Raw genomic sequence first — 25,173 nt, 5'->3', positions numbered from 1 at the left:
AACGTCGTGGCATTGGTGGGACATATTGAAATGAACCCGAGACAACGAACGGTTGCCGGCCTCAGTCGACCCGGGGGCCTCCCGTGCATGGATCGCAGTAACGTCCCGCACCGCTTTGGGGCGAGGCAGGCTCTGGGGCGCGTTGTCGCGATCAGGCGACTGTGAATCACGGGGCGTGTCGCCTTCGTTGTCGCCCGCAGCGGGAGATCGTAAAGTTGGTCTTGCTGTCGGCGGGGAGAAGAATGTGCAGTGTCCCGGAATGTCCCGACGCCGCCGCCGAAACGGGGCGAGGAAGGTGAGACGGACCGGAACGCGATCAGCCCACCGAGGCGGGCACATCGGTACGTGGCGGTACCCGCCGAACGGTCGAGACTGGGTGCACACTCTCTGGGAGTGTGGGGGTCAGCGGTTCGCGTTGCTGAGCCCGTGCAGGCCGGATTCAGTGGCCTACGTGAGGTTCAGTCGGTGCCGGACCCTCTGTTCCGAGACGATATCGGCGGTGCGGCACCGACAAAGGGGGTGCTCGACGATCTCGATCGTCACGAAGTGGGCCCGGTCCGGGCGCGGCACGCGGTGTCACGGTACTCAGTGTCACCCGATCAGAGTGTTGGTCGAGTGTCCATGTGGCCAATATCTGTCCAACGGGTCGGTCCAGTTGGTCCAGTTGGTCCAGTTGGAGGAGGTGAGTCCGGTCTGACCGGGTAATTCCGAAATCACCTGGGGTTGTGTCCATTTCACACGCGGAAGGTAGCTGGTTCGATCCCAGCCGGGACCACACATCAAAAGCCGCAGGTCAAGGCATGTTTCGAAAGGCCATTCTCCGTCTTCGATAACCGTATTCCGAGCCTCCATCTGACCAAAATCTGTCCAAAACGATTATCCGCTCGCGTGGCGGAAGGTCTCGAAGGCCCGCACGGCGTCCCGATTCGCATCAAAGGTGCAGGTCAGCGCCCGAGCCGGAGCCGGCGCTGGGCCGCGGCTACCCATTCCGCCTCCGATGACGTTCCGCTTGGTGACTCCACTGGGACCCAACGTCGTGGCATCGAGTGCCGTTCGCGATGCGCAGAGAGCGGCACAGTGCCGGGTTTGTCGACACCGGTGCGGAAGTCAGTCCGTCCATGGACTTATCGGTTGTGATTCGGATTTCTGAGCAGGTTGATTCCTGTCTCCACGTCCACACTGAGATTTGGGACGCAGCACCTTCCTCTGAGGCCGGTAGTGTGGCGGTCTACGGTGACCCCGCGCCCGAGGGCGTCGACTCTCGGACCTATGTCGAGTGCGCGGGGATGAGCATGAACTCCGAATCCAACCGACGCGGACAAGACTGCGGCGGGACAACAGCATTCGGGTGCACCGACGGCGAGCGGCGCACGCTGAGGGTGGAGGTGGATGGGTGGATGATCGAAGACGGCGGACTCGCCCCGCCGGCTGTCGGTGCGGTGTTGTCGACGTGGCTGGTGTTTCGGCACGGCGTCACCCCGGATCGCGACGATCCCGAGGCGAGCGCACTGCGGGCGATGGCCGATTCCCATGGACACCGACAACGCGGCCGCCGAGCTGCGACGGCTCGACACCAGCGGCCCGCTTGCCCTGTTCACCACTCTGGAAGCCCCTCCGATCGCCGAGATCGACGGCGAGTACACCGGCGCTCTGCTGGCCCAGCCCAATCTGTTCGCCGTGGTGACCGGAAAGGTGGCCGTGGGCAACCCGCTCGGGCCTTGGCTGTGCAAGGCATTCCGGCCCGTCGATGAGGACGGCGGGCGCGGCTACGACACTTTCGGCGAGTTCGGCCAGGTCCGGCAGCGCTACCCGATGCGCACGCTGTTGGCCCCGTCCCGCGACGACGGCGCTCCGGCCTACACGCTGATCTATCGCGCCTACACCGATGTGCGGGGCGAGCCACATGGTGGACGAGGTGCGGCGCGCCGCACCCGGCGACTACCTGGGCACGGGAATCTGGGGATTCACCGACGCTCTGCGCCGCGTGCCCCGGCCCTTCCTGCTGACCTGCCCGGTCGGCCCGTACCGCGGCGACATCGGCATCGTCCGGCCTGCCTTCACGCCCGGCTCCCGCGAGCTGCCCGGCCTACCTGCCTGACGCCCCTCACCTATCTGTCCCCACCCGAGCGAAGGAATCATGACCACATCCCCCCGCACCGCCCTGATCACCGGCGCGTCCGCCGGCATCGGCGCGACGTTTGCCCACCATTTGGCCGCAAGCGGCTACCAGCTGCTGTTGGTCGCACGCCGCGCCGACCGGCTCCGAGAACTCGCCACGCAGCTGACCGAACGCCACGATGTGCGCTGCGAGGTGTTCGCCGCCGACCTCACCGACCCCGCCGCACCCGCCGCGATTGTGGAGTACGCCGACCAGCAGGGCTTGGACATCGACGTCCTGATCAACAACGCGGGACTGTCAGGCAAGACCGCGTTCGCTGACACCCGATGGGACGCCCTGGCCGGGGAGATCCAGCTGATGGTGACTGCACCGACCGAACTCGCACACCTGGTCATCCCTGCTATGAAGAAGCGCCACTGGGGCCGCATTATCAACCTGTCCTCGGTCGCCGCGTTCGCTCCACCCGGAGCCAGCCTGCTTTACACCGGCATCAAGTCCTACGTCCTCAACACCTCGCAAGCCCTCGACATGGAACTCAAACCCCACGGCATCCACGTCACCGCCCTGTGCCCCGGCTTCACCCACACCGAATTCCACGACGTCATGGGCACTCGCGACAAAGCCGACCACCTGCCCCGCATCCTTTGGCAGCAGCCCGACGCCGTCGTCACCGAGGGCTTGGCAGCGGTGATGAACGGCAAACCCGTGTGCGTCCCGGGCATCGTCAACAAGATCTCCGCCGCCGCCATGAAGCCGTTGCCTATCCGCCTGGGCTACCTCGTCGGAAAGACCTTCAACCCCTTCAAGAACAGCTGAACCCTCACCGCGCTTTCAGCGACGGCCCGGGCACCTGGCCGTTGGTTCATTCTGAGAGCCACCGACCAGGTCATGCGACCGACCAGGGGACTGTCCCTTGCTCCTCTGTCAAGCAGCGACCGATAGCATCGATTCATTGTCGGTGATCATGGCGCGATAGACGATGTCGGAGAGTCGTCGTTTCAGTACTCGCATCGCTTCCATGCCGCCATCGCCGTTGGCTTTGCGTCGGTCGAGTAGCGCGCGTGCGGGTGGATAGCAGCGGGCCTGGGTCAGTGCGATGCGGTGCAGTGCAGCATTGATCTGACGATTCCCGGTGCGGGAGAGTCGATGTCGCTCATGGTTCGATGACCAAACCGGCAGCGGTGCGGTTCCGTTGTGCCGGGCGAAGGCATCCTTGGAGCGGAACCGTCGCACGTTTGCGGTCTCGCCGAGGATCTTTGCCGCGGTCAATGGCCCGCACCCCACAACGGCCAGCAGTGATGGCGCCGGGACGCGAACACGTGCCGTGATCTCGGTGGTCAGCTCATTGATCTCGACAGTGAGCCGGCGAAGATGCTCGACCAGCCGGCGCGCCAGTCGGGTGACGAGTCCGTCGAACCCATCGAGGTGAACCGCGATCTTGTCGAAAGCGCTGGTCCTGTCGATTTTTTCGGCGCAGTCCACGCCGGGTCGAGCTCGTGCAGGTGCCATCGCAGCCGAGCGATGATCCGGCACCCCGCGCCGAGCCCTTTCGCCGGGGCAACGATCTCGCAGAGACTTCCGGTACCCCCGGATCATGCGAATCGATCGTCGAACGACCCGAAGGACACGATCAGGAGGCCGCAGCATGAAGGTCGACCGACCGCCGGAATTCCACTCGGTCACGCCGCGCATGGTCGTGAGCGACGCCGCAGCAGCGGTCGAGTTCCTGCGCGCGGTCTTCGATGCTGTCGGCCAGGTGCAAGCCGGGCGTCCGACGGAAGTGCGCATCGGTGACTCTCTTGTCATGGTGACCCCGGCAGGCGAGCGCGAACTGTTCCCCGCTTTTCTCTACGTCTACGTCGACGATGCGGACCTGGTCTATAACCGAGCCCTCACCGCCGGAGCAATGAGCCTGGAAGCGCCGCTCAACACCCCCTACGGCGACAGACGGGCCATGGTCCGCGACCCGTTCGGCAACGTCTTCCAGATCGCGCACCGCACAGACGAACGCTCCTGAGTCAGCCGCATACCGATCCACAGATCTTGACTATTCCTGACGACCGCTGCTTCCACCGCTACCGGCAACATCGGCGCCGGCCGCTTGCCCGCCGGCGCGTTCAGCACCGCCCAACACTTCTCCAGCGCTGCAACGACTTCCGCGTCTAACTTCGGTTCACGTGGCGGTCTGGGTCGAACCACCCGTGGCACCAGCGCCTGCCGCAACGCCCGCCGCGCGTAGTCGCGGTGGAACCCGGTCACCGCGCACACCGAGTCCAAGATCGCCGCCTTGCCGGACTGCTCGCATCACGGTGCCTCACCGCTTGGGACCTGGTGATCGCCTTCCGACTCGCCAACGTCAACTCCGTCACCCCGGTGAACCGCAAAACCCCAGCTCACAGTTGGAGGCGCGCCGAACGATCCGGACCTTCCCCAATGAGGCAACGTATCGACCGACGCGGACCTTTCGGGTGAGTCAACGCGGGGCCTTCCCTCCGGGGCATGTCGGTGTCAAACTCTGCGCGTGACGAAGTGGACCGCGCGCGATATTCGCCCGCAAGATGGCCGGAAGTTCATTGTGACCGGCGCGAACAGCGGTCTCGGCGAGGTGACCGCTCGCGCGCTGGCCAACGCCGGGGCCGAAGTGGTACTCGCATGCAGAAACACCGACACCGCCGACGCGGTTGCGGCATCGATCGGACCCAATGCCACGGTCGCAAAGCTGGACCTCGCCGACCTTGCCTCGGTGCGCAGCTTCGCCGAGTCGGTGGACCGTGCCGACGTGCTCATCAACAACGCCGGAGTGATGGCGTTGCCGCAGTACAAGACCGCCGATGGCTTCGAGATGCAGTACGGCACAAACCATCTCGGACACTTCGCACTCACTGGTCTGCTGCTGCCCAAGATCGCCGACCGCGTGGTCACGGTGTCCAGCATCGCCCATCGAACGGGCAAGATTTCGATCGACGACCCGAACTGGGAGAAGCGCAAGTACGAGCGTTGGCCGGCCTATGGTCAGTCGAAGCTGGCGAACCTCATCTTTGCCCGCGAACTGCAGCGACGCCTCAGTCGATCCGGCTCGAAGGTGGCATCGATCGCCGTCCACCCCGGGGTCGCGGCGACCAACCTGCAATCGCATTCCGAGTCGTTCCTCGATCCGTTGATGCAGCTCAATAACAAGATCATGGCCCAGAGCGCCGAGATGGGCGCGTTGCCGAGTCTTTTCGCGGCGACGTCGCCCGACGCGGACGGTGGCGAGTACTACGGTCCCCGGAGCTTTCTCGGGACGCGTGGATATCCGGGGAAGTCGGGATCGATCGCGAGGTCCAAGGACACCGCAGTGGCCGCTCAGCTGTGGGAGCTGTCCGAGCGACTCACCGGGGTGACCTACCAGTTCAACTGAGCCGCAGCTCAGTCCTGGCCCGCTCAGTCCTGGGCGATGACCAGTTCGACGTCGATGTTGCCGCGCGTGGCATTGGAGTATGGGCACACCGGGTTGGGGTGGTTTCGTATTCAGTTGCGGTTCCAGTTGTCGGGCCCGGGACAAGCCAGCGGTATGCCCGTCGTCATCGCGGTTCGGTCGCGCTGTCGATGGCCAGAATCGCGGGCCCGTATTTGTTGGCGATGAGGGTCCACGGGTCGGCGTAACGTCCGCGTCGTTCCCGGCGCCGTTGCGCGATCAGGAGTGACCTGAGAACAAGACGAAGGACCGGACCGACCAGCCTGAGGACGCGACGCGCGGCGGGGGTCTGTGATTCGGCTACCCAGGCAATGGTCTGTGGCCAGTCGTGGTGCTGGTAGTCGAGCAGGGATTGCGATTGCGTGGTATCGAACCAGCCGGTGAAGCTCCAGCCGCCATCGTCTTCCGGGTCGCCGGGCAAGCTCGCCCGCGGGCCGAGCCGGCCGATGCCGATGGCTTCCATCATGTCGTCTTCGACGTCGCGGTGGGTGTGCATGTAGCTGTTGTTGCCCGCGATGAGCAGGACTTTGCCGTTGATGGTCTCGCGTCGGTCGACGGTGTTGGCGAACGCCATTCCGACGTCGCGCGCGTCGACACAGTGCAATCGGTTGTCGCCGGGGCTGGCACGCATCAGCAACAGGTAGTCGCTGTTGATGTTGCCCGCACCGTCAGGAGACAGCACGCCGCCCAACCTCAGGATGGCGTGCGGCAGTCCACTATCGGTGATGACATTTTCCGCGAGTACTTTGTCCTGGCCGTACTGGTCGATCGGGTTCACCGGGGTCTGCGGCGTGATCAGTTCGGGGTACCGGTGAGGGTTGCGCGAGCCGTAGACCGCGGCGCTCGAGGCGAAGGCCACCAGCGGGGGATCGGGCAGGGCGCGAGCTGCGCGGACGAGGTTCGCGGTGCCCTCGACGTTGACCTTTCTGGCCAATGCGGGGTTGCGGTAGGACGGTGGGGAATACATCGCTGCCAAATGGATGATCGTGCTGGGGCGATGCTTGGCAGCGATGTCCTCGATGGCCGCAGCGTCGAGTAGGTCGGCGTGGACAACTCGCAGCGTGCCGGGGTGTCCGGCTTCGGCCATCGCCTTGGCGACGGCCATCGTGGTCTCGGTGCGTAGGTCCATGGCGATGACGGTGCGTCCCCGCGACAGCAGTACCTCGGTGCAACGTTTGCCCACCTGACCGAATGCACCGGTGATCAATATCGCGTCGTTCATTTCTGCTGCTTTCGTGCCACGGCCGCACCCGCGGCGTTACGCAGCCATACGGGAACCCGGAAGGAGAAAAGCGGGTTGAAGATGTCCTCACGAAGCCGCGTGAGTTTCGATGTCTTGATGTACCAACGGCCGTCGATCTTCGCGTACGTCTCGTGGTAGTGGCCGTAGCCGAGCAGGTTCACTCCCGGGGCCACCCGCACGACGTCTTGCAGGGCCCAGATCCCGCGGGCTGTCGTGGGGGTGGTGAGTTCGATCTCGGGGGCTTGCACTTGGTGCACGGTGGGCTGAGTGGGTTTGCCCAGTTGTGTGCGCAGGTACGCCACCATGGCGTCGGCACCCTCGATGAGGCGGCCTCCGGACTCGGCGGTGTCGCTGACGAAGTCGTCGGTGAAGACCCCGCGCCACGCTTCCCAGTCCTTGGCATCGAGGTGGCGGCAGTAGCGGGCTTTCAGCTGCTTGATCGCCTCGATGTCGTGAAACTGTTGCAGATCAACGGCATTCGATGCCGGCCCGTCGTGGTTCGGTGTGCTCATGTAGACCCCTTCGAGGTGTCGGCGCAGGGGCCCGTCCGCTCTGCTGTTCGGATATTCGAACTCTATGGTTGAATAGTTAGGCTAGAGACGGTCGTGACGGTAGTCAACAGCCGGCACCGCCTGGAAGGGTTTCCGCCACAGGACGAATTCGCTGGAGGGATGCGGCGACACTCACGCGTGAGTCCGGCCCGCGAGCCTGGTAGTAGCCTGCGTCGACCCACTTCGGATCTAGGAGCACTTGTGTCCGGTTCGTCTCCGCCGACACGGCGCGTGGTGAACGTCATCGAGCTGCTTGCCGAACGTCATCCCGGGCCCACGCGGCTCAGTGACGTCGTGCACGCTCTGGGCCTCAATAAGGCGACGGCGCATGCGATCCTGACCGAACTGTGTGATGCCGGTTGGGTTACCCGCGACCCGGTAGACAAGGGGTTTTTCATCGGCGGCGGATTGGGCCGGGTCGCGGGGCAGATCGATCAATCGCGTTCGGTGGTGCTCGCCGCGGCCGCGGCGGTCGCGGCGGTGGGGCGCGAGTTCGGCTGCGCCGCGTCGGTGTCCGAACGTGTCGGAGACTCGCTGGTCATCTCGGCATTCATCGCCGGAGGCGGCGACCGGTGGAGCGTGTCGGTCGGTGACCGCCTGCCCTTCGCCGCACCCTTCGGACCCGCATACGCCGCGTGGGCACCGGAAGCGCAACGTCGCGCCTGGGTCGAACGCAGCGGGGTTGACACCGCTGCGTTCGCGGCGCACCTCGGCGAGCAACTCGAACAGATCCGCGCCGACGGGTACAGCGTGGAACGGCTGAGTCCGGAAACGGTCTCGGCCATACCGATCATGACCAGACTGCACACCGACGCAGCATCGGCCTCGATGCGCGAACATCTCGACGAGATACTGGTGGAACTCAGTGGCGCCGTGCCGCTTTCAGGGTCGGTGCAGTCTCGGACACAACAGTATGTGGGAGCGATCTCGGCGCCGATCTTCGATGACCGCGGTCGGGTCAGATTCAATATGTGCGTGCATCCGTTCACCACGATGTCCTCGCAGCGCGTCAAGCACATCGGGCGACATCTCAGCGAGGCTGCCACAGCCATCATGCGGGCCGTCTAGATCACGTTCTGCCACATCGTGTTTCAGGGGCGGGATGGGTGGGCGGCCAAGAGTTGCACCAGCCCGGCGATCGCCAGATCCAGTTCGAAGTTGAACTGCTCGTCGACGCCGGGGCCTTCGGCGTGAGCGTTCGCGACGATCCGGCGCAAAGCGGGAAACTGGTCTTCGGGGGCATGCGCAAGGGCATCGGCGACTTCGGCTTCCTGTGGCGTGACTCCGCCCTGCTGCCTGAGTAGTTCGTTGTGCCCGGCGGTCATGGCGAGATTAGAGATCGTGGTCAGTGCGCGGCGAGCCAGGCGGTCGTCGAAGCCGGCGGTCAACAACGACTGCAGGACGTGTTCGGCCAGCGCCATCGACGCGGAGCCGCCGATACCGTGGATCTGGATGTGCGTCGCTGTGACGCCTACCTGCACAATGCCGCGATGATAGGCGTGGGCGTATGCCCGCAACGTCGATTGCCAGTCGCCATCGGATGGTAGTTCGGCGCCCCCCAGTTCGGATTCGAAGTGGTCGATGACCATGAGGTTCAGCAGGCCTTCGCGGTCGCTGACGTGGTAGTGCAGCGCCTTGCGGCTTACGCCCATGGCGTCGGCGACGGCCTTCATCGAGAAGTCTTGCCGAGGCACGCTGCGTGCCGCGGAGACGATCTGCTCACGGCTGATGCGCGGCGGACGCCCCCGTCCGGGGCGTCCCGACGGCTCGCCCTCGGTGTCGTTCGTGTCCATTGCCTCGGTACTCACCGAGACCAGCCTAGGCGCAGATCAGAGGACCGGCCTGCGTTCATCCGACGCTGCACGAGGAGCACCGCCTGCCCGCACGACTTCGGCACATCACGCCAATCACGTCGGTCATGCGTCGCGGCACCGCAGGACCCCGGTGCTGTCGATCAGCCGCTCCGATTCGATGGACCGGCGAATATTCACCGCGCGGCGGAAAAGTTGCCAAACGGCAATTGCGGGTCGTAGGTTCAGCGCGTGCGACATGCTGCGCCCCATCACCTCGTCGAGTGGACACTCGGCCACGCAACCGAATCGTCGATATGTACTCCGAGCCGGGGAGACCGAAGATGAGTGACCTCCGCGAGGATCAGGCTCAGATCGCCGAGGTGCTGATCCGTTATGCCACCGGCATCGACCAGCGGGACTGGGATTTGTTCCGGACCTGCTGGACGGCTGACGCGGTCGCCGACTACGGCGCGATCGGCCAGTTCTCCGGCATCGACGCGCTTACCGACTTCATGTTCGCCTCGCACGACGCCATGGGTGACACTCACCATCGATTGTCCAACTTCGTCATCGACGTCGGCGTGGGTGGCGACGCCGACAAGGCCACTGCCCGGTCCTATGTGCACGCCATCCTCATCGCGACCCCCGGTGACTCGGGGAGCTGGATCGACGCGGTCGGGCACTACGACGACGTTCTCATCCGAACCTCCGACGGTTGGCGTATCAGCCACCGCACCGTGCACATGTCCCGGGTCATGACCGCGGCGGGTACGCATTGACCACGGCCGTCGACGGCACCGATTTTGTTCGCAAGTACGGACACTGACCATTACCAAGTCGCATGGAGCGAGGGAATACGATGCGTGCAGTCGTGTTGCGGGACAACCGGTTGGAGGTCCGGGAAACCGATGATCCGGTGGCCGGCCCGGGGGAGCTGCTGATCCGCCCGCTCAGTGCCGCGCTGTGCGCTTCGGACGTGCACTACATGGATCACCCCAACAGTGCGCCGCGGTTCGTGTGGGACGCCGACCGCGACACCGTCTTGGGGCACGAATTCATCGGCGAGGTCGTCGGTCACGGACCCGGCGGCTCGGAGAACTTCCCGATCGGCACCCGAGTCACCAGCATGCCGCTGCTGTTGGGCGCCGGGCAGCCGCACGTCATCGGTCACGACCCGGACGCTCCCGGCGCATTCGGGGAGCTGATGCGGGTCTCGGAGGTGATGACCCGCGTCGTGCCCGATGGCGTCCCCGACGACGCGGCCGCCGTGGTGGACGCCTTCGCGGTCGGCGAGTACTACGTCCGGATCTCCAACATTGCCCCTGGTGAACTGCCACTCGTCATCGGCGCGGGAGCGATCGGTCTGTCGGCGGTCGCGGCACTGAAGGCTCGTGGCATCGAGCACATCATCGTCGCCGACTACAGCCCGGCCCGCCTGGAATACGCCCGGACGTTCGGCGCGACCGAGGTGGTCAACCCCGCGGAGCGTTCACCCTATGAGGTGTGGCGCGAGCTCGCCCAAAGCACCGGCGCCACCTGGCCCCAAGTGATCTTCGAGTGCGCCGGTGCCCCCGGGCTGATCCAGAACATCATCGACTCCTGCGAATTCGGTACCCGCATCTTCGCCGCCGGCAGCTGGACCGGGGCCGACACCATGATCATTCCCGCTGCCATGCACCAGGGCCTGGCGATGCAGTTCGGCGGCGGACCGCATCCGCAGGACTGGTACGGCACCCTCGACGCGGTCGCCGACGGCCGCCTGGATCCGCTGCCCGCCATCGGCAAGGCCATCGGCCTCGACGAGGTCCCCGATGCGCTGGACCAGCTCCGCAAGGGTCAGGGACCCCCGCGTGTCGTCGTGCATCCGACTACTGCGGCCCGGTAGCCGACGATGTCGGGCAAGAGCCTGGTGATCGGCGCCAGCGGATTCCTCGGGTCCCACGTCACCCGCCAATTGGTGGCCGAGGACGCCGATGTCCGCGTGATGCTTCGCCGCAGCAGTTCCACCAGGGGTATCGACGATCTCGACGTCGAACGCTGCTACGGCGATGTATTCGACGACGAGGCACTGCGGGTGGCGATGGCCGGCTGCGAGGTCGTCTACTACTGCGTGGTCGATGCACGGATGTGGCTGCGGGACCCCGCTCCGCTGTTCCGCACCAACGTCGAGGGGCTCCGTCACGTACTCGACGCTGCCCTGGCAGCCGAGCTGAGGAAGTTCGTCTTCACCAGCACCACCGGGACGCTCGCCATCAGCGACGGGACCCCGGTCACCGAAGACGACCCGCACAACTGGAACCAGGGCGGGGCCTACATCGCATCGCGCGTCGCCGCGGAGAACCTGGTGATGCAGTACGCCCGCGACAAAGGCCTGCCCGCAGTCGCGCTGTGCGTCTCGACGACCTACGGTCCCGGCGACTGGGCACCGACCCCGCACGGATCCCTGATCGCCAGGGTCGCTGCGGGAAGGTTCGCGTGCTACTTCGACTGGTCCGCGGAGGTCGTGGGCATCGAAGACGCTGCCCGGGCAATGCTTCTCGCGGCCGACCGCGGCCGGGTGGGGGACCGCTACACCATCTCCGACCGCTACTTGAGCACGCGCGAGGTGCACGAGATCACCGCCAGAGCCGCCGGCGTCACCCCACCGTTGCTGAAGCTTCCCATGCCGCTGCTGCGCGTCGCCGCCCGCACCAACGACGTCGCTTCCCGTCTGCTGCGCCGCGACCTGCCCTTCACGGTGGCAGGGCTGCACATGGCGGAGTTGATGTCACCGCTGGATCACGGCAAGGCCGAGCGGGAACTGGGGTGGAAGCCCGCCCCGGTCGAAGAATCCATTGCCCGCGCCGCGGAGTTCTTCACTCGCCGCCACGAGTAGCGAACGACGCAGCGACGCTGCACAAACCCTAGGAGGAGCATGACTCTCTCGACGCCGCCGGTAGCGCTGCCGGGTCCGATCCGTCAGATCGGCTTCGTGGTCAACGATCTCGACCGGGCACTCGAGTCGTGGGTCGCGCTCGGCGTTGGACCGTGGTACGTAGTTCGTGGGCAGCAGCTGCGAACGCTTTACCGCGGCGAGCCGTGCGAGGTGACGCTCACCATCGCCCTGGCCAACTCCGGGGACATGCAATTCGAAGTAATCGCACAAGAAGGCGGTGACCCCAGCATCTACACCGAGTTCCTCGCCAGCGGGCGCGAGGGATTCAACCAGTTCGCCTATTGGGCAACCGATTACGAGACGGCAGTGCAGTCCGCCGGGGACGCCGGCTGGCCGGTGGTGTGGTCGGGCGGGGAGGCCGAAGGAGTGCGGTACGCCTACTTGGAGCCCCCGAACGGTCCCGCCCCGATCATCGAAATCTCCGAACTCAACGAGATCACGAACGGGCTGGGGGACTTTCTTCGTGCTGCGGCCGACGGCTGGGACGGCGCCGATCCGATCCGCTCCTTCACAGGACAGTGACGGCATTACGGGTGAGCACACTACTCGAGGGACAACGGATCGTGGTGACGGGCGCAGCGACTGGCATCGGTGCTGCCGCGGTCGAGGTGTTGAGCGCTGCCGGCCACGGTCGCGGCGACACATCACTCCACCCGACGCCCAATGACCTGCCGGCGTTCTGGCTTCGCTGCGACGGTCGCGACCCCGCGATGGTCACTGCGACGGTTGGCGCGTCGTCCCAAGTTCGGATCGTCTACAAGACTTGACGACAGGAAGATGATCATGACCGTCGAAGAACCGTTCACGCGCCAATCCACCCTTCTGCAACTGTCGCGGAAGCCGATTGGTCGCCCGATCAGGCCGCTCATCGCGCTACCGGCGAAGTCGGCTGCGACGACCAAGGACGAAGCTCGTTTGTTCGCCCGGCGCGACGCCGTCCGCCTCAGACTCGCGTCCCGCCGGGGAAGCGGCGTCGGGAAATGAAGAGCGTGGCCGTCGACAAGTCGAAGTACGGACCCTGGGCACTCGTCGCCGGCGCGTCCGATGGCGTGGGCGCCGCATTCGCGGAGGCGATCGCTCGCAATGGCATCAACGTCGTCCTGCTCGCCCGCCGCGCAGAGATACTGAACCAAGTCGCGGAAAGCATCCAGGGCCGCACCGGCGCCGAAACCCGCGTGCTAGTCACCGATCTCAGCGCACCTGACGCCACCGAGTCGATCGTCGCCGCCACGGCCGATGTCGAGATCGGCCTGGTCGTGTATTGCGCCGGTGGCGACGCGGACTTCGCACCCTTTCTCGAGAACTCGATCACTGCGTCCGAACGGATGCTCCAGCGCAACTGCCTGATTCCGATGCAGCTCAGTCACCACTACGGACGCGCGATGGTCCAGCGAGGGCGCGGCGGCATCGTCATCCTCAGTTCCGGGGCGGCGTTCGTCGGGGCCCCGAACATGGCCGCCTATGGAGCCACGAAGGCGTTCGACATGATCTTCGCCGAGGCTCTCTGGGCCGAACTGCGGGATCAGGGCGTAGACGCACTCGGGGTCGTGCTCGGCGAAACCGACACGCCCTCGCTGCGCCGCCTGCGCGGGGAGCGTGGGCTCGCCGGCCCGGACGAGCCCGTCCCTGGCGCGACTGCTGTCGAAGAAGTTGTCAGCGCGGCGTTCAAGAGCCTCGGAAAGGACCCAACGTGTATGGCCGGCAAGCAAATTCGGCGAGGTGCCAGACTTATCTCCCCGATTCCGCGCGGCGTGCTGGTCCGGTTGATGGTGCGGATGAGTCGTCGGGCGATGGGATCCGATGACAAATCCGCCAGATGACCCGGACGAAATGGTCGGCCCGGCAATTTCACGGCACCGTCGATTCCCGCCCCCCCTCGAGGGACGAGATGAACGACCACCCCCGGGCGACGCCGATGATCGGGCGTGTCGCCTCGCGTTGTCGGGACAACCCCGGGAACCGGTGTTGTTGCCGGCCTGGGAGGAGGTAGCCCGTGTCCCAATGTCCGCCACGCCGCCGAGCGTGCGGGGACGGCGATGCGGTGCGGCACCGACCAAGGGGAGGGTTCGCGTGTCTCGATCATCGAAAGGTGTGCCCGGTCGGCCGTGACACGCGGTGCCCCGGCACTCGGTGTCACCCGACCACGTTGTTGGTCGACTGTCCATGTGGCCAGTATCCGGCCATCGCGTCGGACGTACCGGTCCAGTTGGTCCAACTGGGGGAGGTGCGTCCGGTCTGACCTGGTAATTCCGAAATCACTTGGGGTGGTGTCAATTTCACACGCGGAAGGTCGCTGGTTCGATCCCAGCCGGGACCACCATCAAAGCCGCAGGTCAAGCCGAATTTTCGGTTCGGATGTACCAGAAAATTCCGACCATAGACGTTGTCATACGGCCAAAATCCGGCCAAAATGAAATTCCGTTCGCGTGGCGGAAGGTCCGGACTGCCCGCCCGGCGTCCCGATTCGCGTCAAAGATGCAGCTCAGCGCGCGAATCGGAGTGGACGCTGGTCCCGGCTACCAATTCCGCTTCCGATGACGTTCCGCTTGGTGACTCCACTGGTACCGAACGTCGTGGCATCGAGTGCCGTTCGCGATTGAGCAGAGAGCGCTAGGCCACCTGCTGGCGGTACTGCGGGCCGAGGAGCCAGTTGATGGTTCACGTCATGGCGTTCAAAGATCAGCCGTCATACATCATCAAGATGCGCGCAAAGCCCGGAAAAGGCGATCGCTTGTTCGAACTGGCGACCATCGGGATGGAGAAATCGAACTCATCAGACCGGTTCATCATGCTGCGCGAAGACGCCGATCCGGATGTCTTGTGGAATATCGAGGTGTTCCGATCGGTCGAGGCGAAGGACGCCTACGAGACCGGCGACATGGCCGACGAATTACGTGACGAGATCATCGACCTTCTCGCTGAGCCGCCGATGCGCATTGAGGCACACCCTTATTCGGCCATACCTACTTTGCCTGGCGACACCGAATGAACGATTTTTGGTTGTGCGGGCCACGCAGTAAGTGGAAGTTTGAAATCTCTTCCACAGCAACACTTTAACTCGACCTGCTTGGCGACCGATAAAGTGATTACGACACATCCCCTGTTGGGGGCGTCCAGTAGACGGCGAAATCATCCTCCCGGGGCCTCAGAGGCGCGCAGGACGTCGACGCGCGCCGTCCGTTCGTCGATGTTGCCTGATACCAGCCGGTCGTCACCAGGTTTCTGGAGCGCCTTTCGCAAGCGTGCCGCCACCATGCGGGCGATGAGGACCAGTTCGACCAGGTGAGTTCTGCTAGGTCGACGTGTGGCTCGAGGTTGGCATGCGCATCGGGTGTCACCCGATCGCGGTGTTGGTCGAGTGTCCATCCAGCCGGCCCTTCCCCGCCACCGACGCGTATCGAACCTTGGTTGGCTTCGGTCGAGTGAAATAGATGGACGCTGAGTAGGATTCGTGGATTCGGGTCTTTGCTGGCGGTGTGCGGGGGCTTGATCAGATCCGCGTTGACCGTGGCGTGGACACGCCGGGCGGGATTCTCGATGGGCGCGGTATCGCTCGGTGCGTGCGTCGGCGCGGTGTGACCTGCCGCTCGGGAGATGGTCCGTCGGACTCAATCACGGCAGTGTCCACCGGCGGACCGGCGAGGCTTGTGTAGAGCTGGATCCGCCGCGTGTCTCGGTCCGGTGCTTGTGCGGCGGGGGGCCGTCGGCGATCCATTCGGTGCCGTCGGCTCAGCCCTCGTTCAACGGATGGAACCGCACTGCATTTGAGCGTGGATGTCGCCGGGGAAGCATCTTGCGGCAAATCCCCGAAGGTAATCGAGAAGTTCAGGAGTGGACTGACTTACGGATCCCGCTGGGGGGAGTCGATGTCCTTGTGAACGATGTCGCCTTCCAGCGGCCGGTGGACGACTTTGCCGACCTCGCCGCCGTCGGGGAGGAATCGTTGCGGTGTGTTGGTTGCCCCGACGTCGGATCGCGGCGGTCGAGCCGTTGCGCGTCAAGTCGAGGCGTATTCCGGCGCCGCTGATCGGCCCGCGAACTCCGCGTCCTCGGGCACGGCTTCGGCGTGTTCGGCGCCGGCGTCGGCGATGCCGCGAGCGATCGCACCCCGCGCGGCCAGCCACATCACGATGCCGGCGACGAGAACGAGGCCTTCGCTGACGGTGAGGGCCCAGATGAGGCCATCGAGTCCGAACCAAGCGTTGGCGAGGATGACGATCGGGATGAAGAGAATTCCTTGGGTCATCGACATGATGGTCGCGGGAAGCGCTCGACCGGTGGCCTGGAACAGCGACGTGATGAGTCCGGCGAATCCGTTGAAGACCATCGAGACCAGTTGCGCAGTGATGATGGTGGTACCGAGGGCGAGGAGTGTGTGGTCGGCAACGAAGGCCGAGAACACCTGCTCCCGGAATAAGAACACTATGCCCGAGAACGCGATTGCGATTGTGCCGACGGTCAGCGCGGCGGCGCGCACGGATGCCGAGAGACGATGTGCGTCGCCTTTCCCGAACGAGTAGGCGAGCAGTGGCAGCACTCCGAGCGTCACACCCATGATCAGGAACTCCGGAACCTGCGCGATGCGGACCGCGACACCCATCGCGGCGAGCGGGCCGTCGCCGTAGGCCGCTGCGAGGTTGTTGAGCACGAGAGAGGTGACGATGAGGAACCCGGCCTGCAGAAGTTCTCCGACGCCAATACCGAACACCGGCTTGATGATCGAGGAAGAAAGCCGGAAGTGTTTCGGTGCGAGGCTCACGTGTTCGCTGTGCCGGGTGAGCCAAGTGACGAAGTAGCCGGCGGTGACGGCGTTGGCGAGCCCGACCGACATCGCGGCACCGGCGACGCCCCAGTGCAGTACGAGGATGAACAGCACATCGAACACGACGTTCGCGATCGTCGACGCGATCAGCCCGATCATGACCTGCCGTGCCGCACCTTCGGCCCGGACGAGTTGCTCGAGACAGAACGATGCGGCGAGCACCGGGACGAAGGCAAGCATGACCCCGACGAACTGACCGGTCGCCGGCACCACGCCCCCGCTCGCGCCGAGCAAGCTGACGAGCGGATCTAGAAAGACGAGGCCGAGGACGCCGAGGACTGCCCCGACGATGGCCGCGCCCCACACGGAGAACGAGGCAACGTGTTTGATCTCGCCGGCCTTGGCCGGTTCGTTCTCGGAGACTCCGAGCAAACGTGAGATGAGCGCGCTGCCACCGGTTCCGAACACACCCCCGACCGCCATGATGAGGCCGAGGATCGGCGAGCCGAGGGTGACGGCGGTCAGTAGCGTCGCGTCGTGAAGCGAACCGATGAAACCGGCGTTGACGACGTTGTAGAGGGCGCTCACGATCAGCGCCGCGGCCATCGGCACGCAGAGGTGCACGAGTGCGCGGAGGATCGGCGCGGTGGACAGGTACCAGCGGTTGGTGCCGACGGCGTTCGCATCGGTGGAGTTCGACAGGCTCATGATTGCTCCTTCGGGGCAGGGTGTGACGCCGGCAGGACGTCAGGGCATGACTGAGAGCGCGGCGACGGGCGCCGACGCGGCGAAAGGGGGATCAGCGTGCGTGGTTCAGCGGCGCACGCCTCGGGTCATTCCCGGGTGGGCCGGGGCAGTTGTGCGGTGACCTTGCTGAGCAGTGTGTGCAGGGTGTCGCGCTCGCTTCGGTCGAGCGGGGCGAGGATCGATTCCTCTGTCTCCCGCATGGCGTCGTCGAAGCCGGCGATGAGTTCGATGCCGGCGTCTGTCGCGTAGACGCGTTTGCTGCGCTCGTTTCCCGGCTCGGTCCGACGCTCGACGAGCCCGCGCGCCTCGAGCCCCGATAGGAGGCTCGAGACACTTGCCGGGGTAGTCCGCGTCATCTCGGCAATATCGCGCTGGATCGCCCCGGGCTCCTTGGTCAGGTAACCGAGGACGAAGCTTTGCTGGTGGCTGAGGTCACGGTCGCGGATCCATTCGAGACCAGCCTGCTGCTGTGCCCACCCGATCCACCGGAGCAGTTCGAGGTTGCTCGCCAAGGGAGGTGTCGCGTTGTTCATAGTTAGAACTCTAATGATTAGAGATCTAACTGTCAACGTCCTCACTCCCTGACGCCAACCAGCCAATGACCCGTCTGGCCACTTGCTCGGAAGTCCAGGGCCGTTCAAGTCCGGGCGCCCATGCTCGTACAGGCCGGTGTCGTCAAGTCGGATTCTCCCGGACCAACAGCTGCTCACCCTGTCGGGGAACGGTCAGGGATCTAGGGCGCCCGCACTACGGGCCGCAAGCCGGGCATCGGAGCGCAGGCGTGGTCGAACGGCCCGGGCAGCCGGAATCCGGGTCTCGCTGCCGAGTGCGCGCTACCGCGCCGAAGTTGACATATCCGCCGATTCCGAGCAGGACCAGGTTGGCGAGCACCTCGGTGGTGACCATTCCCGCGCAGTGTCGGACAGGGCGACGGTACGGTCAGGCGAATGTGGATCACCGGGCGTGTCGCCTCCGTTGGCATCGGCGCAGCGGGAGCTCGTGGAATTGGTTGCTGCCGGCGGCGGGAGGGAAAGTGCAATGTCCCAATAATGTCCCCGAGGCCGTCGAAACGGGGCGCGGTTTCGGCCGCTCGGGTCGCGCCGCCATCGGCTATGACTACGACACGTTCGCCGCTGACCTCAACACCTTGATCGAGGTCCTTGATGTCACCGACGTCGTCCTGGCGGGATTTTCGATGGGCACCGGGGAAATCGGCCGCTACCTGGGCAGCTATGGGCCGGACAGGATCGACAAGGCGGTCTTCATCGCCGCCCTGGAGCCTTACCTGCTGCGAACCGACACCAACCCTGCCGGTCTGGACGGCGTGGTCTTCGCCTCGGCTCTGGCCGTCGCGGTCAAAGACCGCTACACATTCCTTCATCAATTCTGTGCCGACGTCTACAACACCGACGAGACCCTCGGCATCCGCGTCAGCGGCGACGTCATCGAAAGCTCTTGGCAGGTGGCGTGTTCGGGGTCGGCATATGCATCGGTCGCCGCGGTGATCACGTGGGCTACCGACTTTCGGACCGACGTGGCCAAGATCGCCGGATACGACATCGGCGTCTTGATCGTCCACGGGACTCACGACCGGATCCTGCCGATCGATGCCACCGCTCGTCCGTTGCGCGCTCTCCTTCCTCGTGCCCGATACGTCGAGATTCCCGGGGCGCCCCACGGTCTGCTGTGGACCTACGCCGAGGACGTCAACCACGAACTACTGGCGTTCCTCGCCCACTGAGCCCGGTCCGCAGACGCCCCCGGCACCATCTTAAGGAGCATCCCGGTGAGCAAGCATTACGGCGCCATCGCGTTCACCGAGGCGGTCCGCGACGTCCAGCGCGACCACGGCAGCCAAGTGTTCTACGACCGCAAACGGATTCAAGGCGCAGCGGTACCAGGTGCCGACGTGCTCACCGAAGACGAGCAGCACTACCTCGCGGAGCGGGACAGCTTCTACCTGGCGACCGTCAGCGAAACGGGCTGGCCCTATGTCCAATTCCGTGGCGGCCCAAAAGGGTTCCTGCGGGTCGTCGACGACCACACCATCGGGTGGGCTGATTTCCGCGGCAATCTGCAGTACATCAGTACCGGCAACGTCGCCGGCGACAACAGGGTCGCCCTGATCGCCATGGACTACCTCCATCAGCGCCGGCTGAAGATCTACGGCCACGCCCTCATCGTCACCGCCGAACAGGATCCCACTCTGGTCGAGAGCTTCGCCGATCCCGCCTACGACGCCGTTGTCGAGCGCGTCGTTTTGGTTGCCGTCGAGGCCTTCGACTGGAACTGTCCTCAGCACATCACTGTGCGGTTCACAGTGGAGGAACTCGAAACACACCTCGCTCCGCTGCGGCGCCAACTCGAAGAGCTGCACGCCGAGAACACCCGGCTACGCGACAAGCTCGACCGCGGTGAGTAGCTCGCCTTCACCCACCCACGACGGCGACGTGGCCAGGGCATCGGTCCCGGACAGCCCCATCCGCCCCGATCCCGCAGCGAGGGAACGTGCCTCGGCGTTCACGCTGTGGGTGATGGCGGCGTGCACCGCGACGATCGTCACCGCGCTGTCGGTCGTGCCCGGCTTCGGTTGAGACCCGATCGATCATCGCTTCACCCCGAGAAAGGAAAACGTGATGGCGACACTGACGTCGGTGAACGTCGGCATGCCGAGGAATGTCGAATGGAATCAACGCACTGTCTACACCGGCGCGTGGAAACAACCGGTGACCGGGCCCCGGATGGTCCGTCGGCTCAATGTCGACGGCGACGGCCAAGGTGACCTCGGCGGCCACGGCGGGGAAAACCGCGCCGTCCTGGTCTACCAACTCGACTCCTACCGGCACTGGTCGCAAGTCTTCGACCGTGACGACCTGGCGCCAGGTCTGCTGGGGGAGAACCTCACCGTCGACGGACTGCCCGACGACGAGGTGTGCATCGGAGACCGGTACCGGATTGGGCAGGCGGTCCTCGAGGTCACCCAGCCGCGGGTCACCTGCTACCGCGCTGGCATGCGCATCGGCGAGCCCCGGATGGCGGCACTGTTGGTTTCGCACGGGCGACCGGGGTTCTACTGCCGGGTGATCACCGAAGGCGAAGTCGAAGCCGGCCAGGAGATCGTCAAGATCAGCTCTGGACCCGAGCAGGTGTCGGTCGCCGAGATCGACGCACTGCTCTATCTGCCCGGGCACTCCCGCGACGCCCTGCAACGCGCACTGCGCATCCCGGCACTGAGCCCCGGCTGGCAATCGTCCCTCTGGAGCCTGGCGGAGCAGACCCAGAACCCGGCTGGATCCGGCGGGAACGTCGGACTGACAGCCGCTGCGGGTAGCCCACCGCCGGCATGGACGGGGTTTCGCCCCCTACGTGTCAGTGCTGCCCACGACGAAAGTCAACATGTACGCTCAGTCTCGCTGATCGACCCCGACGGTGCGCCACTCCCGAAATGGCTTCCTGGACAGTCGATCACGTTGCGGCTCTATCCAGACCCGAACGGCGCGCCGCTGGTCCGCAACTACTCGCTGTCCAACCGGCCAGGGTCCGCGGATTACCGGATCAGCGTCAAACGAGAGCCACATGGCCTGGCCAGCGAATACATTCACGCTCACGTCCACCCCGGTGATCACCTCGACGTCGCCGCACCACGAGGCACCTTCTTCCTCAACGACGCAACCGCGCCGCTGATCCTGCTCTCCGCCGGAGTGGGAGCCACCCCGGTGCTCTCGATGCTGCACTGGCTCGCGGCGACGCACTCGGAACGTCCGCTCTGGTGGCTGCACGGCGCTCGCAACGGAGCGGAACACCCGTTCGCCGAGGAAAGCCGCGATCTACTGAAACAGTTGTCTGCCAGTCATTCCCACATCTTCTACAGCCGGCCAAACGCGGCCGACCGACTCGGAATCGACTTCACCGAGCAGGGCCGGCTGTCCCGCGAAGCGATTAGCGGCCTCGGCCTACCACGCGACGCAGACGCCTATCTGTGCGGACCGTCGGAATTCATGAACGGCCTCAGCTCCAGCCTGGCGACCTACGGACTGGATCCCTCTCGCGTGCACTCCGAACTCTTCGGCGCCGCAGCCGCCCTCACACCCGGAATCGCTGCGAGGTCGATCCCTCCGCACCTGCCCGTAGGACCGCCCGGACTCGGGCCTGAGGTTCAGTTCGCGCGCAGTGGACTCTCGGCACCCTGGGGACCGCCCAGTACCAGTCTGCTCGAATTCGCCGAAACCTGCGACGTCCCGACCCGGTGGTCCTGCCGCACCGGGGTATGTCACAACTGCGAGACCGCATTGCTGTCAGGCACCGTCCGCTACGACCCCGAACCCTTGGAACCGCCCGCCGAGGGCAACATCCTGATCTGCTGTTCACAACCCACCGACACTGTCGTGATCGACATCTGACCAGCAGCCCGTCCGGGGCGCATGGCCCACGAGCGCAGGTTTGAATCCGGTCGCCGCAATCAGCGGGAATGGCTCCGGAAGCAAAGCTTTCGGGGCTATTTCGCCGAGAAATGGCTCCGTCGTTGTCGCCTCCTATCGTGATGGCCAGGTGTTCGATGATGGCGGCCAGGCCGACTGCCGCCGTGCGTTCCGTCGGTTCGGCTGGGTGTTTTTGTGTTATTTCACTGAACTGGGTCGAGCGCGCCGATAGAGTCTGCTCATCGTTTCCGTTGCTATCGGCACGCTCGAGGAACGCATCCCGTCAAACCGCGAGGTGCGCTCCGGAGGTCGTGGCGTCACATTTGGATGGTCACCCGCGGCTTTTGGCGGTCACGTTGCGGATCCCGACCGCGTTCGGCCGGTGTTGTGGTGACCGATAGCGCACCGGGGAGCGATGGGCGTGCCAGGCTCACCGTCTGTTGTGATCACGGTCACGAGGATCGGCCGCTGGTCTGGGAGTTCGAGCGCATCGCATCGGAGTTGGGCTCCTTGGAGTGGGTCGAGTTCGGCCGTGGTCGTGAGGCGCTGCTCGGCGCCGACGGCGGACTGTATCGATTCGAGTGCGATCGGTGCGGGTTGGCCGTCGAAGGGCGTGCCGATGTCGTCGATCCGGAGTTCGACCGACTGGCCAGCCGCGGGATTCGTCGTATCGCGCTCGATCGTCTGCGTGCGGTTGTTGGGGCGTAGCGGGCATGAGCGTCGGGCCATTGTCGAGCCGAGTGAGCCATGCGCGGCTGGGCTGGGCAGGGTCGCACACAGTTGATGCAGTCCGACCACCACCGTAGGAGCAGCGTATGAGCACGACCGAATCTTCCGCCGAGCACGCGGACGCCGGAACGTGCGCACCGCAGGTCGAGTTGAAGTTCGAGGCGGTGGTCATTCCCGTCGCGGATGTGGATCGGGCCAAGCGGTTCTACGCGAGACTCGGGTGGCGCCTGGATGCAGATTTCGCCTTCGATAACGGCTTCCGGGTCGTGCAGTTCACGCCGACCGGCTCGGGGACCTCGGTGCAGTTCGGCGCAAACATCACCACGGCGACACCGGGTTCGGCCCAGGGCCTGTATTTGGTGGTCTCCGACATCGAGGCCGCGCGCAGCGAGCTCGCGGCGCAGGGTGCCCAGGTCAGCGCGGTCTTCCATCCGGGCGCGCCGGGCGCGCAGTTCCGGCCCGCCGACGCGAGCAATCGCATCGATGGTCCTGCCGACGACAGCGCCAGCTACAGCTCCTTCGCCACCTTCGACGACCCGGACGGAAACGGCTGGCTAGTGCAGGAGGTCACCACCCGGTTGCCCGGGCGCATCACCACCTCGCAGACCAGCTACTCCTCGGAGCACGACCTCGTGGCGGCCTTGACGCGGGCCGCGGCGGCGCACGGTCGGCACGAGCAGCGCAACAGCGGGCAGTACGACGAGAACTGGCCGGCCTGGTATGCCGCGTACATGGTCGCCGAACAGGCAGGTACGCCCTTGCCGCTCTGAATCACCAACCCCACCAACATAGTTCGGAGCATCGAATGTCCACCATTCATATGCACCAGAGCACGGTGCGGCCCCGAGCAGCTCCTTGCCGCCCTCACCGACTTCGGGCCGGGCAGGTCGCATATCTTCCGTGACGTGCATACCGGCGACGCCGATTTCACCGCGCTGAGGCCATCGAAGCGGTGCTTCTGAAAGGCATTGTGGCCCTGCTAATCTCGCCGCAGTCTTCTGCTACAGAAGCACCGCCCGCGGGGGGAGTGGACACGGCTCGCCGACGGCTCGGTGTCTACGATTCGACGGGCGCCCGAGCGGCCGGCGGCATCCGGTCCTTGAGGCAGGAGAGCAGCTGCCACGTTGAACAGGACGAGCCGAGCGAGTCCCATTGGTGCAGTGCGCCATTGCCATGGGGGCCGTTCTCGGTTCAGTATGTCCGGCTCACGGACTGGGTCGGGGTCGGTGGGTCTCGTCAGGCGGCCTCGGGGGCTGGGAAGGCCGGGGGCGGCACTGTGCCGAGCTGTATGCGAGCCCCGAACTCGTCGCGCACGCCCCAATGTTCGGCGAGGAGGCCGTTCTCGGTGCGGTAGATGTGGGTAGTCGGCATGGCGTAGGTCTTGCCGGCCGCGCCTTGGCCGTGGATCGCGTCGACACCGACACCGTGTGCGACCGCGCGGATGACGACTCGCTCGTCTGTCTCGAAGGCGTCCTCGATCTTGTAGCGGATCTGCAACACGTCACGCACAACGGCGAGGATCTGTCTGTAGCCCTGCGGTCCGGGTGGCAGGGGGATGGGAGAGCCGTGGTCGACGAAGTCGGCGGTGACGGCCTGATCGAGGCAGGAGAAGTCCCCTGAGTTGATCGCTTCGAAGACGTTGAGCGCGTGGGATAGCGCGGTCATGACTACAATCCTTCCATTGGAACATCAATCCAATGGAATGGTAGTCGATTGGAATCCAGGTCACGAGACAAGAGGGTGTACAACACCGAGCGGCGAGCCGAGCAGGCGCGCCTGACCCGTGCGCGCATCCTCGACGCGGCGCGCGATCTCCTGCTTGCCGATGGCTTCTTTGCCATGACTGTGCCGCTGCTGGCCCAGCACGCCGGGGTAAGCCCTCAGACCGTCTACAACGCCGTCGGCGGCAAAGCTGAGGTCGTCAAGGCGGTGTACGACGGGCTGCTGGCCGGCGATGATGATCCGACGCCGATGAGCCAGCGGCCGGGGTTCGGGGCTGTCGTTGAGGCTCTCGACGCAGCGGCGTACGCCCGTGCCTATGCTGCCTGGTGCCGGCGGATCTGGGACCGGGTCGGCCCGTTGCTTGGGGTGATCCTGGCGCACGGGCCGGGCGGCGACGTGGTCCTGGAGGAGTTCGTGACCACCATCGATCGCGAGCGCCGTACCGGCAATGCCAACAGCCTGCAAGGACTCCGTGAACGTGGCGAACTCCCCGGAGGTCGCTCCGTCGACGAGCTCATCGACGTGGTCTGGACGCTCACCTCACCCGAGGTGTACGACCGGTTGGTGCGCCGCTCCGGCTGGCAGCCAGCCGCATACGAGGCGTGGCTGAGCGTCCAGTTGGAAGCGGCGCTGACCTACTAGGCCAGCATCCCGGCGGGGGTGGCCTGCACTGCCCTGCGCTCACGGATGCACGGAC

Annotated in this window: 28 protein-coding genes and 1 tRNA gene; 21 read left to right on the top strand and 8 right to left on the bottom strand. The window is 65.3% G+C overall.

All coding sequences use genetic code 11. The features are described 5' to 3' along the window. The first annotated feature begins 1,903 nt into the window (after positions 1–1,903). Together OG921_RS04030 and OG921_RS04025 are read left to right on the top strand one after the other, a co-directional pair. Entirely contained in the window at positions 1,904–2,098 is a 195-nt protein-coding gene (locus OG921_RS04030) for a hypothetical protein (RefSeq protein ID WP_266111114.1), read from the top strand. A gap of 39 nt (positions 2,099–2,137) precedes the next feature. After that, positions 2,138–2,935 carry an SDR family oxidoreductase gene (locus tag OG921_RS04025; protein WP_266111113.1) on the top strand — a complete coding sequence of 266 codons (798 nt, stop codon included), beginning with the start codon at positions 2,138–2,140 and terminating at the stop codon, positions 2,933–2,935. 108 nt (positions 2,936–3,043) lie between these two features. Here the strand turns inward: OG921_RS04025 and OG921_RS04020 are convergent, their stop codons facing one another. Next, a complete protein-coding gene (locus OG921_RS04020) occupies positions 3,044–3,628 on the bottom strand; it encodes a transposase (protein ID WP_266111112.1) in 585 nt (194 codons plus the stop codon). Positions 3,629–3,764: 136 nt separating this feature from the next. Between OG921_RS04020 and OG921_RS04015 the strand changes: the two genes are divergently transcribed. After that, entirely contained in the window at positions 3,765–4,136 is a 372-nt protein-coding gene (locus OG921_RS04015) for a VOC family protein (protein ID WP_266111111.1), read from the top strand. Positions 4,137–4,640: 504 nt separating this feature from the next. After that, the gene (locus OG921_RS04010; RefSeq protein ID WP_266111110.1) at positions 4,641–5,519 is read left to right on the top strand and encodes an oxidoreductase; all 879 of its coding nucleotides are present in this window, start codon (positions 4,641–4,643) and stop codon (positions 5,517–5,519) included. Positions 5,520–5,682: 163 nt separating this feature from the next. On the opposite strand, the gene OG921_RS04005 is transcribed toward OG921_RS04010, so the two are convergent. Together OG921_RS04005 and OG921_RS04000 are read right to left on the bottom strand one after the other, a co-directional pair. Further along, entirely contained in the window at positions 5,683–6,798 is a 1,116-nt protein-coding gene (locus OG921_RS04005) for an NAD(P)-dependent oxidoreductase (RefSeq protein WP_266111109.1), read from the bottom strand. After that, entirely contained in the window at positions 6,795–7,331 is a 537-nt protein-coding gene (locus OG921_RS04000; protein ID WP_266111108.1) for a nuclear transport factor 2 family protein, read from the bottom strand. Before OG921_RS04000 ends, OG921_RS04005 begins: the two co-directional genes overlap by 4 nt. Before the next feature lie 240 nt (positions 7,332–7,571). Between OG921_RS04000 and OG921_RS03995 the strand changes: the two genes are divergently transcribed. After that, a complete protein-coding gene (locus tag OG921_RS03995; RefSeq protein ID WP_266111107.1) occupies positions 7,572–8,438 on the top strand; it encodes an IclR family transcriptional regulator in 867 nt (288 codons plus the stop codon). A 23-nt stretch (positions 8,439–8,461) separates the two neighbouring features. On the opposite strand, the gene OG921_RS03990 is transcribed toward OG921_RS03995, so the two are convergent. Then, complete coding sequence (locus OG921_RS03990; protein WP_266111106.1) at positions 8,462–9,178, bottom strand: TetR/AcrR family transcriptional regulator; 717 nt, start codon at positions 9,176–9,178, stop codon at positions 8,462–8,464. Positions 9,179–9,504: 326 nt separating this feature from the next. Here OG921_RS03990 and OG921_RS03985 point away from each other — a divergent pair, with 326 nt between their 5' ends. The 9 genes from OG921_RS03985 (at position 9,505) to OG921_RS03945 (ending at position 15,087) form a co-directional block, all read left to right on the top strand. Then, the gene (locus OG921_RS03985) at positions 9,505–9,942 is read left to right on the top strand and encodes a nuclear transport factor 2 family protein (RefSeq protein ID WP_266111105.1); all 438 of its coding nucleotides are present in this window, start codon (positions 9,505–9,507) and stop codon (positions 9,940–9,942) included. An 80-nt stretch (positions 9,943–10,022) separates the two neighbouring features. Continuing rightward, positions 10,023–11,048, top strand: coding sequence for a zinc-binding dehydrogenase (locus OG921_RS03980; RefSeq protein ID WP_266111104.1), 1,026 nt, complete (start codon positions 10,023–10,025; stop codon positions 11,046–11,048). Positions 11,049–11,054: 6 nt separating this feature from the next. Further along, positions 11,055–12,038 carry an NAD-dependent epimerase/dehydratase family protein gene (locus OG921_RS03975; RefSeq protein WP_266111103.1) on the top strand — a complete coding sequence of 328 codons (984 nt, stop codon included), beginning with the start codon at positions 11,055–11,057 and terminating at the stop codon, positions 12,036–12,038. Between the two features lie 39 nt (positions 12,039–12,077). After that, positions 12,078–12,620, top strand: coding sequence for a VOC family protein (locus OG921_RS03970; RefSeq protein ID WP_266111102.1), 543 nt, complete (start codon positions 12,078–12,080; stop codon positions 12,618–12,620). Positions 12,621–12,631: 11 nt separating this feature from the next. Further along, positions 12,632–12,865, top strand: coding sequence for a hypothetical protein (locus tag OG921_RS03965; RefSeq protein ID WP_266111101.1), 234 nt, complete (start codon positions 12,632–12,634; stop codon positions 12,863–12,865). Positions 12,866–12,881: 16 nt separating this feature from the next. Next, positions 12,882–13,082: a hypothetical protein gene (locus tag OG921_RS03960; RefSeq protein ID WP_266111100.1), complete on the top strand. Its 201-nt coding sequence runs from the start codon at positions 12,882–12,884 to the stop codon at positions 13,080–13,082. Next, complete coding sequence (locus OG921_RS03955; RefSeq protein WP_266111099.1) at positions 13,079–13,918, top strand: SDR family oxidoreductase; 840 nt, start codon at positions 13,079–13,081, stop codon at positions 13,916–13,918. The genes OG921_RS03960 and OG921_RS03955 overlap by 4 nt, the downstream gene beginning before the upstream one ends. Before the next feature lie 379 nt (positions 13,919–14,297). Continuing rightward, positions 14,298–14,418: transfer RNA gene (locus tag OG921_RS03950), tRNA-OTHER, on the top strand. Between the two features lie 333 nt (positions 14,419–14,751). Next, the gene (locus OG921_RS03945) at positions 14,752–15,087 is read left to right on the top strand and encodes a putative quinol monooxygenase (protein WP_266111098.1); all 336 of its coding nucleotides are present in this window, start codon (positions 14,752–14,754) and stop codon (positions 15,085–15,087) included. A gap of 1,008 nt (positions 15,088–16,095) precedes the next feature. On the opposite strand, the gene OG921_RS03940 is transcribed toward OG921_RS03945, so the two are convergent. From OG921_RS03940 to OG921_RS03930, 3 genes are all read right to left on the bottom strand, one after another. Continuing rightward, entirely contained in the window at positions 16,096–17,568 is a 1,473-nt protein-coding gene (locus OG921_RS03940) for an MATE family efflux transporter (RefSeq protein WP_266111097.1), read from the bottom strand. A gap of 125 nt (positions 17,569–17,693) precedes the next feature. Next, a complete protein-coding gene (locus OG921_RS03935; protein WP_266111096.1) occupies positions 17,694–18,140 on the bottom strand; it encodes a MarR family winged helix-turn-helix transcriptional regulator in 447 nt (148 codons plus the stop codon). A gap of 214 nt (positions 18,141–18,354) precedes the next feature. Then, positions 18,355–18,513, bottom strand: coding sequence for a hypothetical protein (locus OG921_RS03930; RefSeq protein ID WP_266111095.1), 159 nt, complete (start codon positions 18,511–18,513; stop codon positions 18,355–18,357). 127 nt (positions 18,514–18,640) lie between these two features. Here OG921_RS03930 and OG921_RS03925 point away from each other — a divergent pair, with 127 nt between their 5' ends. The 6 genes from OG921_RS03925 (at position 18,641) to OG921_RS03900 (ending at position 23,524) form a co-directional block, all read left to right on the top strand. Further along, positions 18,641–19,348: an alpha/beta fold hydrolase gene (locus tag OG921_RS03925; RefSeq protein ID WP_266111094.1), complete on the top strand. Its 708-nt coding sequence runs from the start codon at positions 18,641–18,643 to the stop codon at positions 19,346–19,348. 45 nt (positions 19,349–19,393) lie between these two features. Further along, positions 19,394–20,029 (top strand): pyridoxamine 5'-phosphate oxidase family protein, encoded by a 636-nt coding sequence (locus OG921_RS03920; protein WP_266111093.1) that lies wholly within the window; start codon positions 19,394–19,396, stop codon positions 20,027–20,029. Beyond that, positions 20,022–20,201, top strand: coding sequence for a hypothetical protein (locus tag OG921_RS03915; RefSeq protein ID WP_266111092.1), 180 nt, complete (start codon positions 20,022–20,024; stop codon positions 20,199–20,201). Before OG921_RS03920 ends, OG921_RS03915 begins: the two co-directional genes overlap by 8 nt. A 42-nt stretch (positions 20,202–20,243) precedes the next feature. After that, positions 20,244–22,007, top strand: coding sequence for an MOSC and FAD-binding oxidoreductase domain-containing protein (locus tag OG921_RS03910; RefSeq protein WP_266111091.1), 1,764 nt, complete (start codon positions 20,244–20,246; stop codon positions 22,005–22,007). Between the two features lie 408 nt (positions 22,008–22,415). Further along, entirely contained in the window at positions 22,416–22,733 is a 318-nt protein-coding gene (locus OG921_RS03905; protein WP_266111090.1) for a hypothetical protein, read from the top strand. 107 nt (positions 22,734–22,840) lie between these two features. Continuing rightward, positions 22,841–23,524, top strand: coding sequence for a VOC family protein (locus OG921_RS03900; protein WP_266111089.1), 684 nt, complete (start codon positions 22,841–22,843; stop codon positions 23,522–23,524). 466 nt (positions 23,525–23,990) lie between these two features. Here the strand turns inward: OG921_RS03900 and OG921_RS03895 are convergent, their stop codons facing one another. Next, on the bottom strand, positions 23,991–24,419 hold the full coding sequence (locus OG921_RS03895) for an ester cyclase (protein ID WP_266111088.1): 429 nt from the start codon (positions 24,417–24,419) through the stop codon (positions 23,991–23,993). Positions 24,420–24,494: 75 nt separating this feature from the next. Here OG921_RS03895 and OG921_RS03890 point away from each other — a divergent pair, with 75 nt between their 5' ends. After that, positions 24,495–25,118 carry a TetR/AcrR family transcriptional regulator gene (locus tag OG921_RS03890; RefSeq protein WP_266111087.1) on the top strand — a complete coding sequence of 208 codons (624 nt, stop codon included), beginning with the start codon at positions 24,495–24,497 and terminating at the stop codon, positions 25,116–25,118. Positions 25,119–25,173 lie beyond the last annotated feature (55 nt).

It is taken from the genome of Aldersonia sp. NBC_00410 (assembly GCF_026342035.1).
In the GTDB taxonomy this organism is placed as follows: domain Bacteria; phylum Actinomycetota; class Actinomycetes; order Mycobacteriales; family Mycobacteriaceae; genus Aldersonia.
This window is presented reverse-complemented; position numbering and strand designations above follow the sequence as displayed.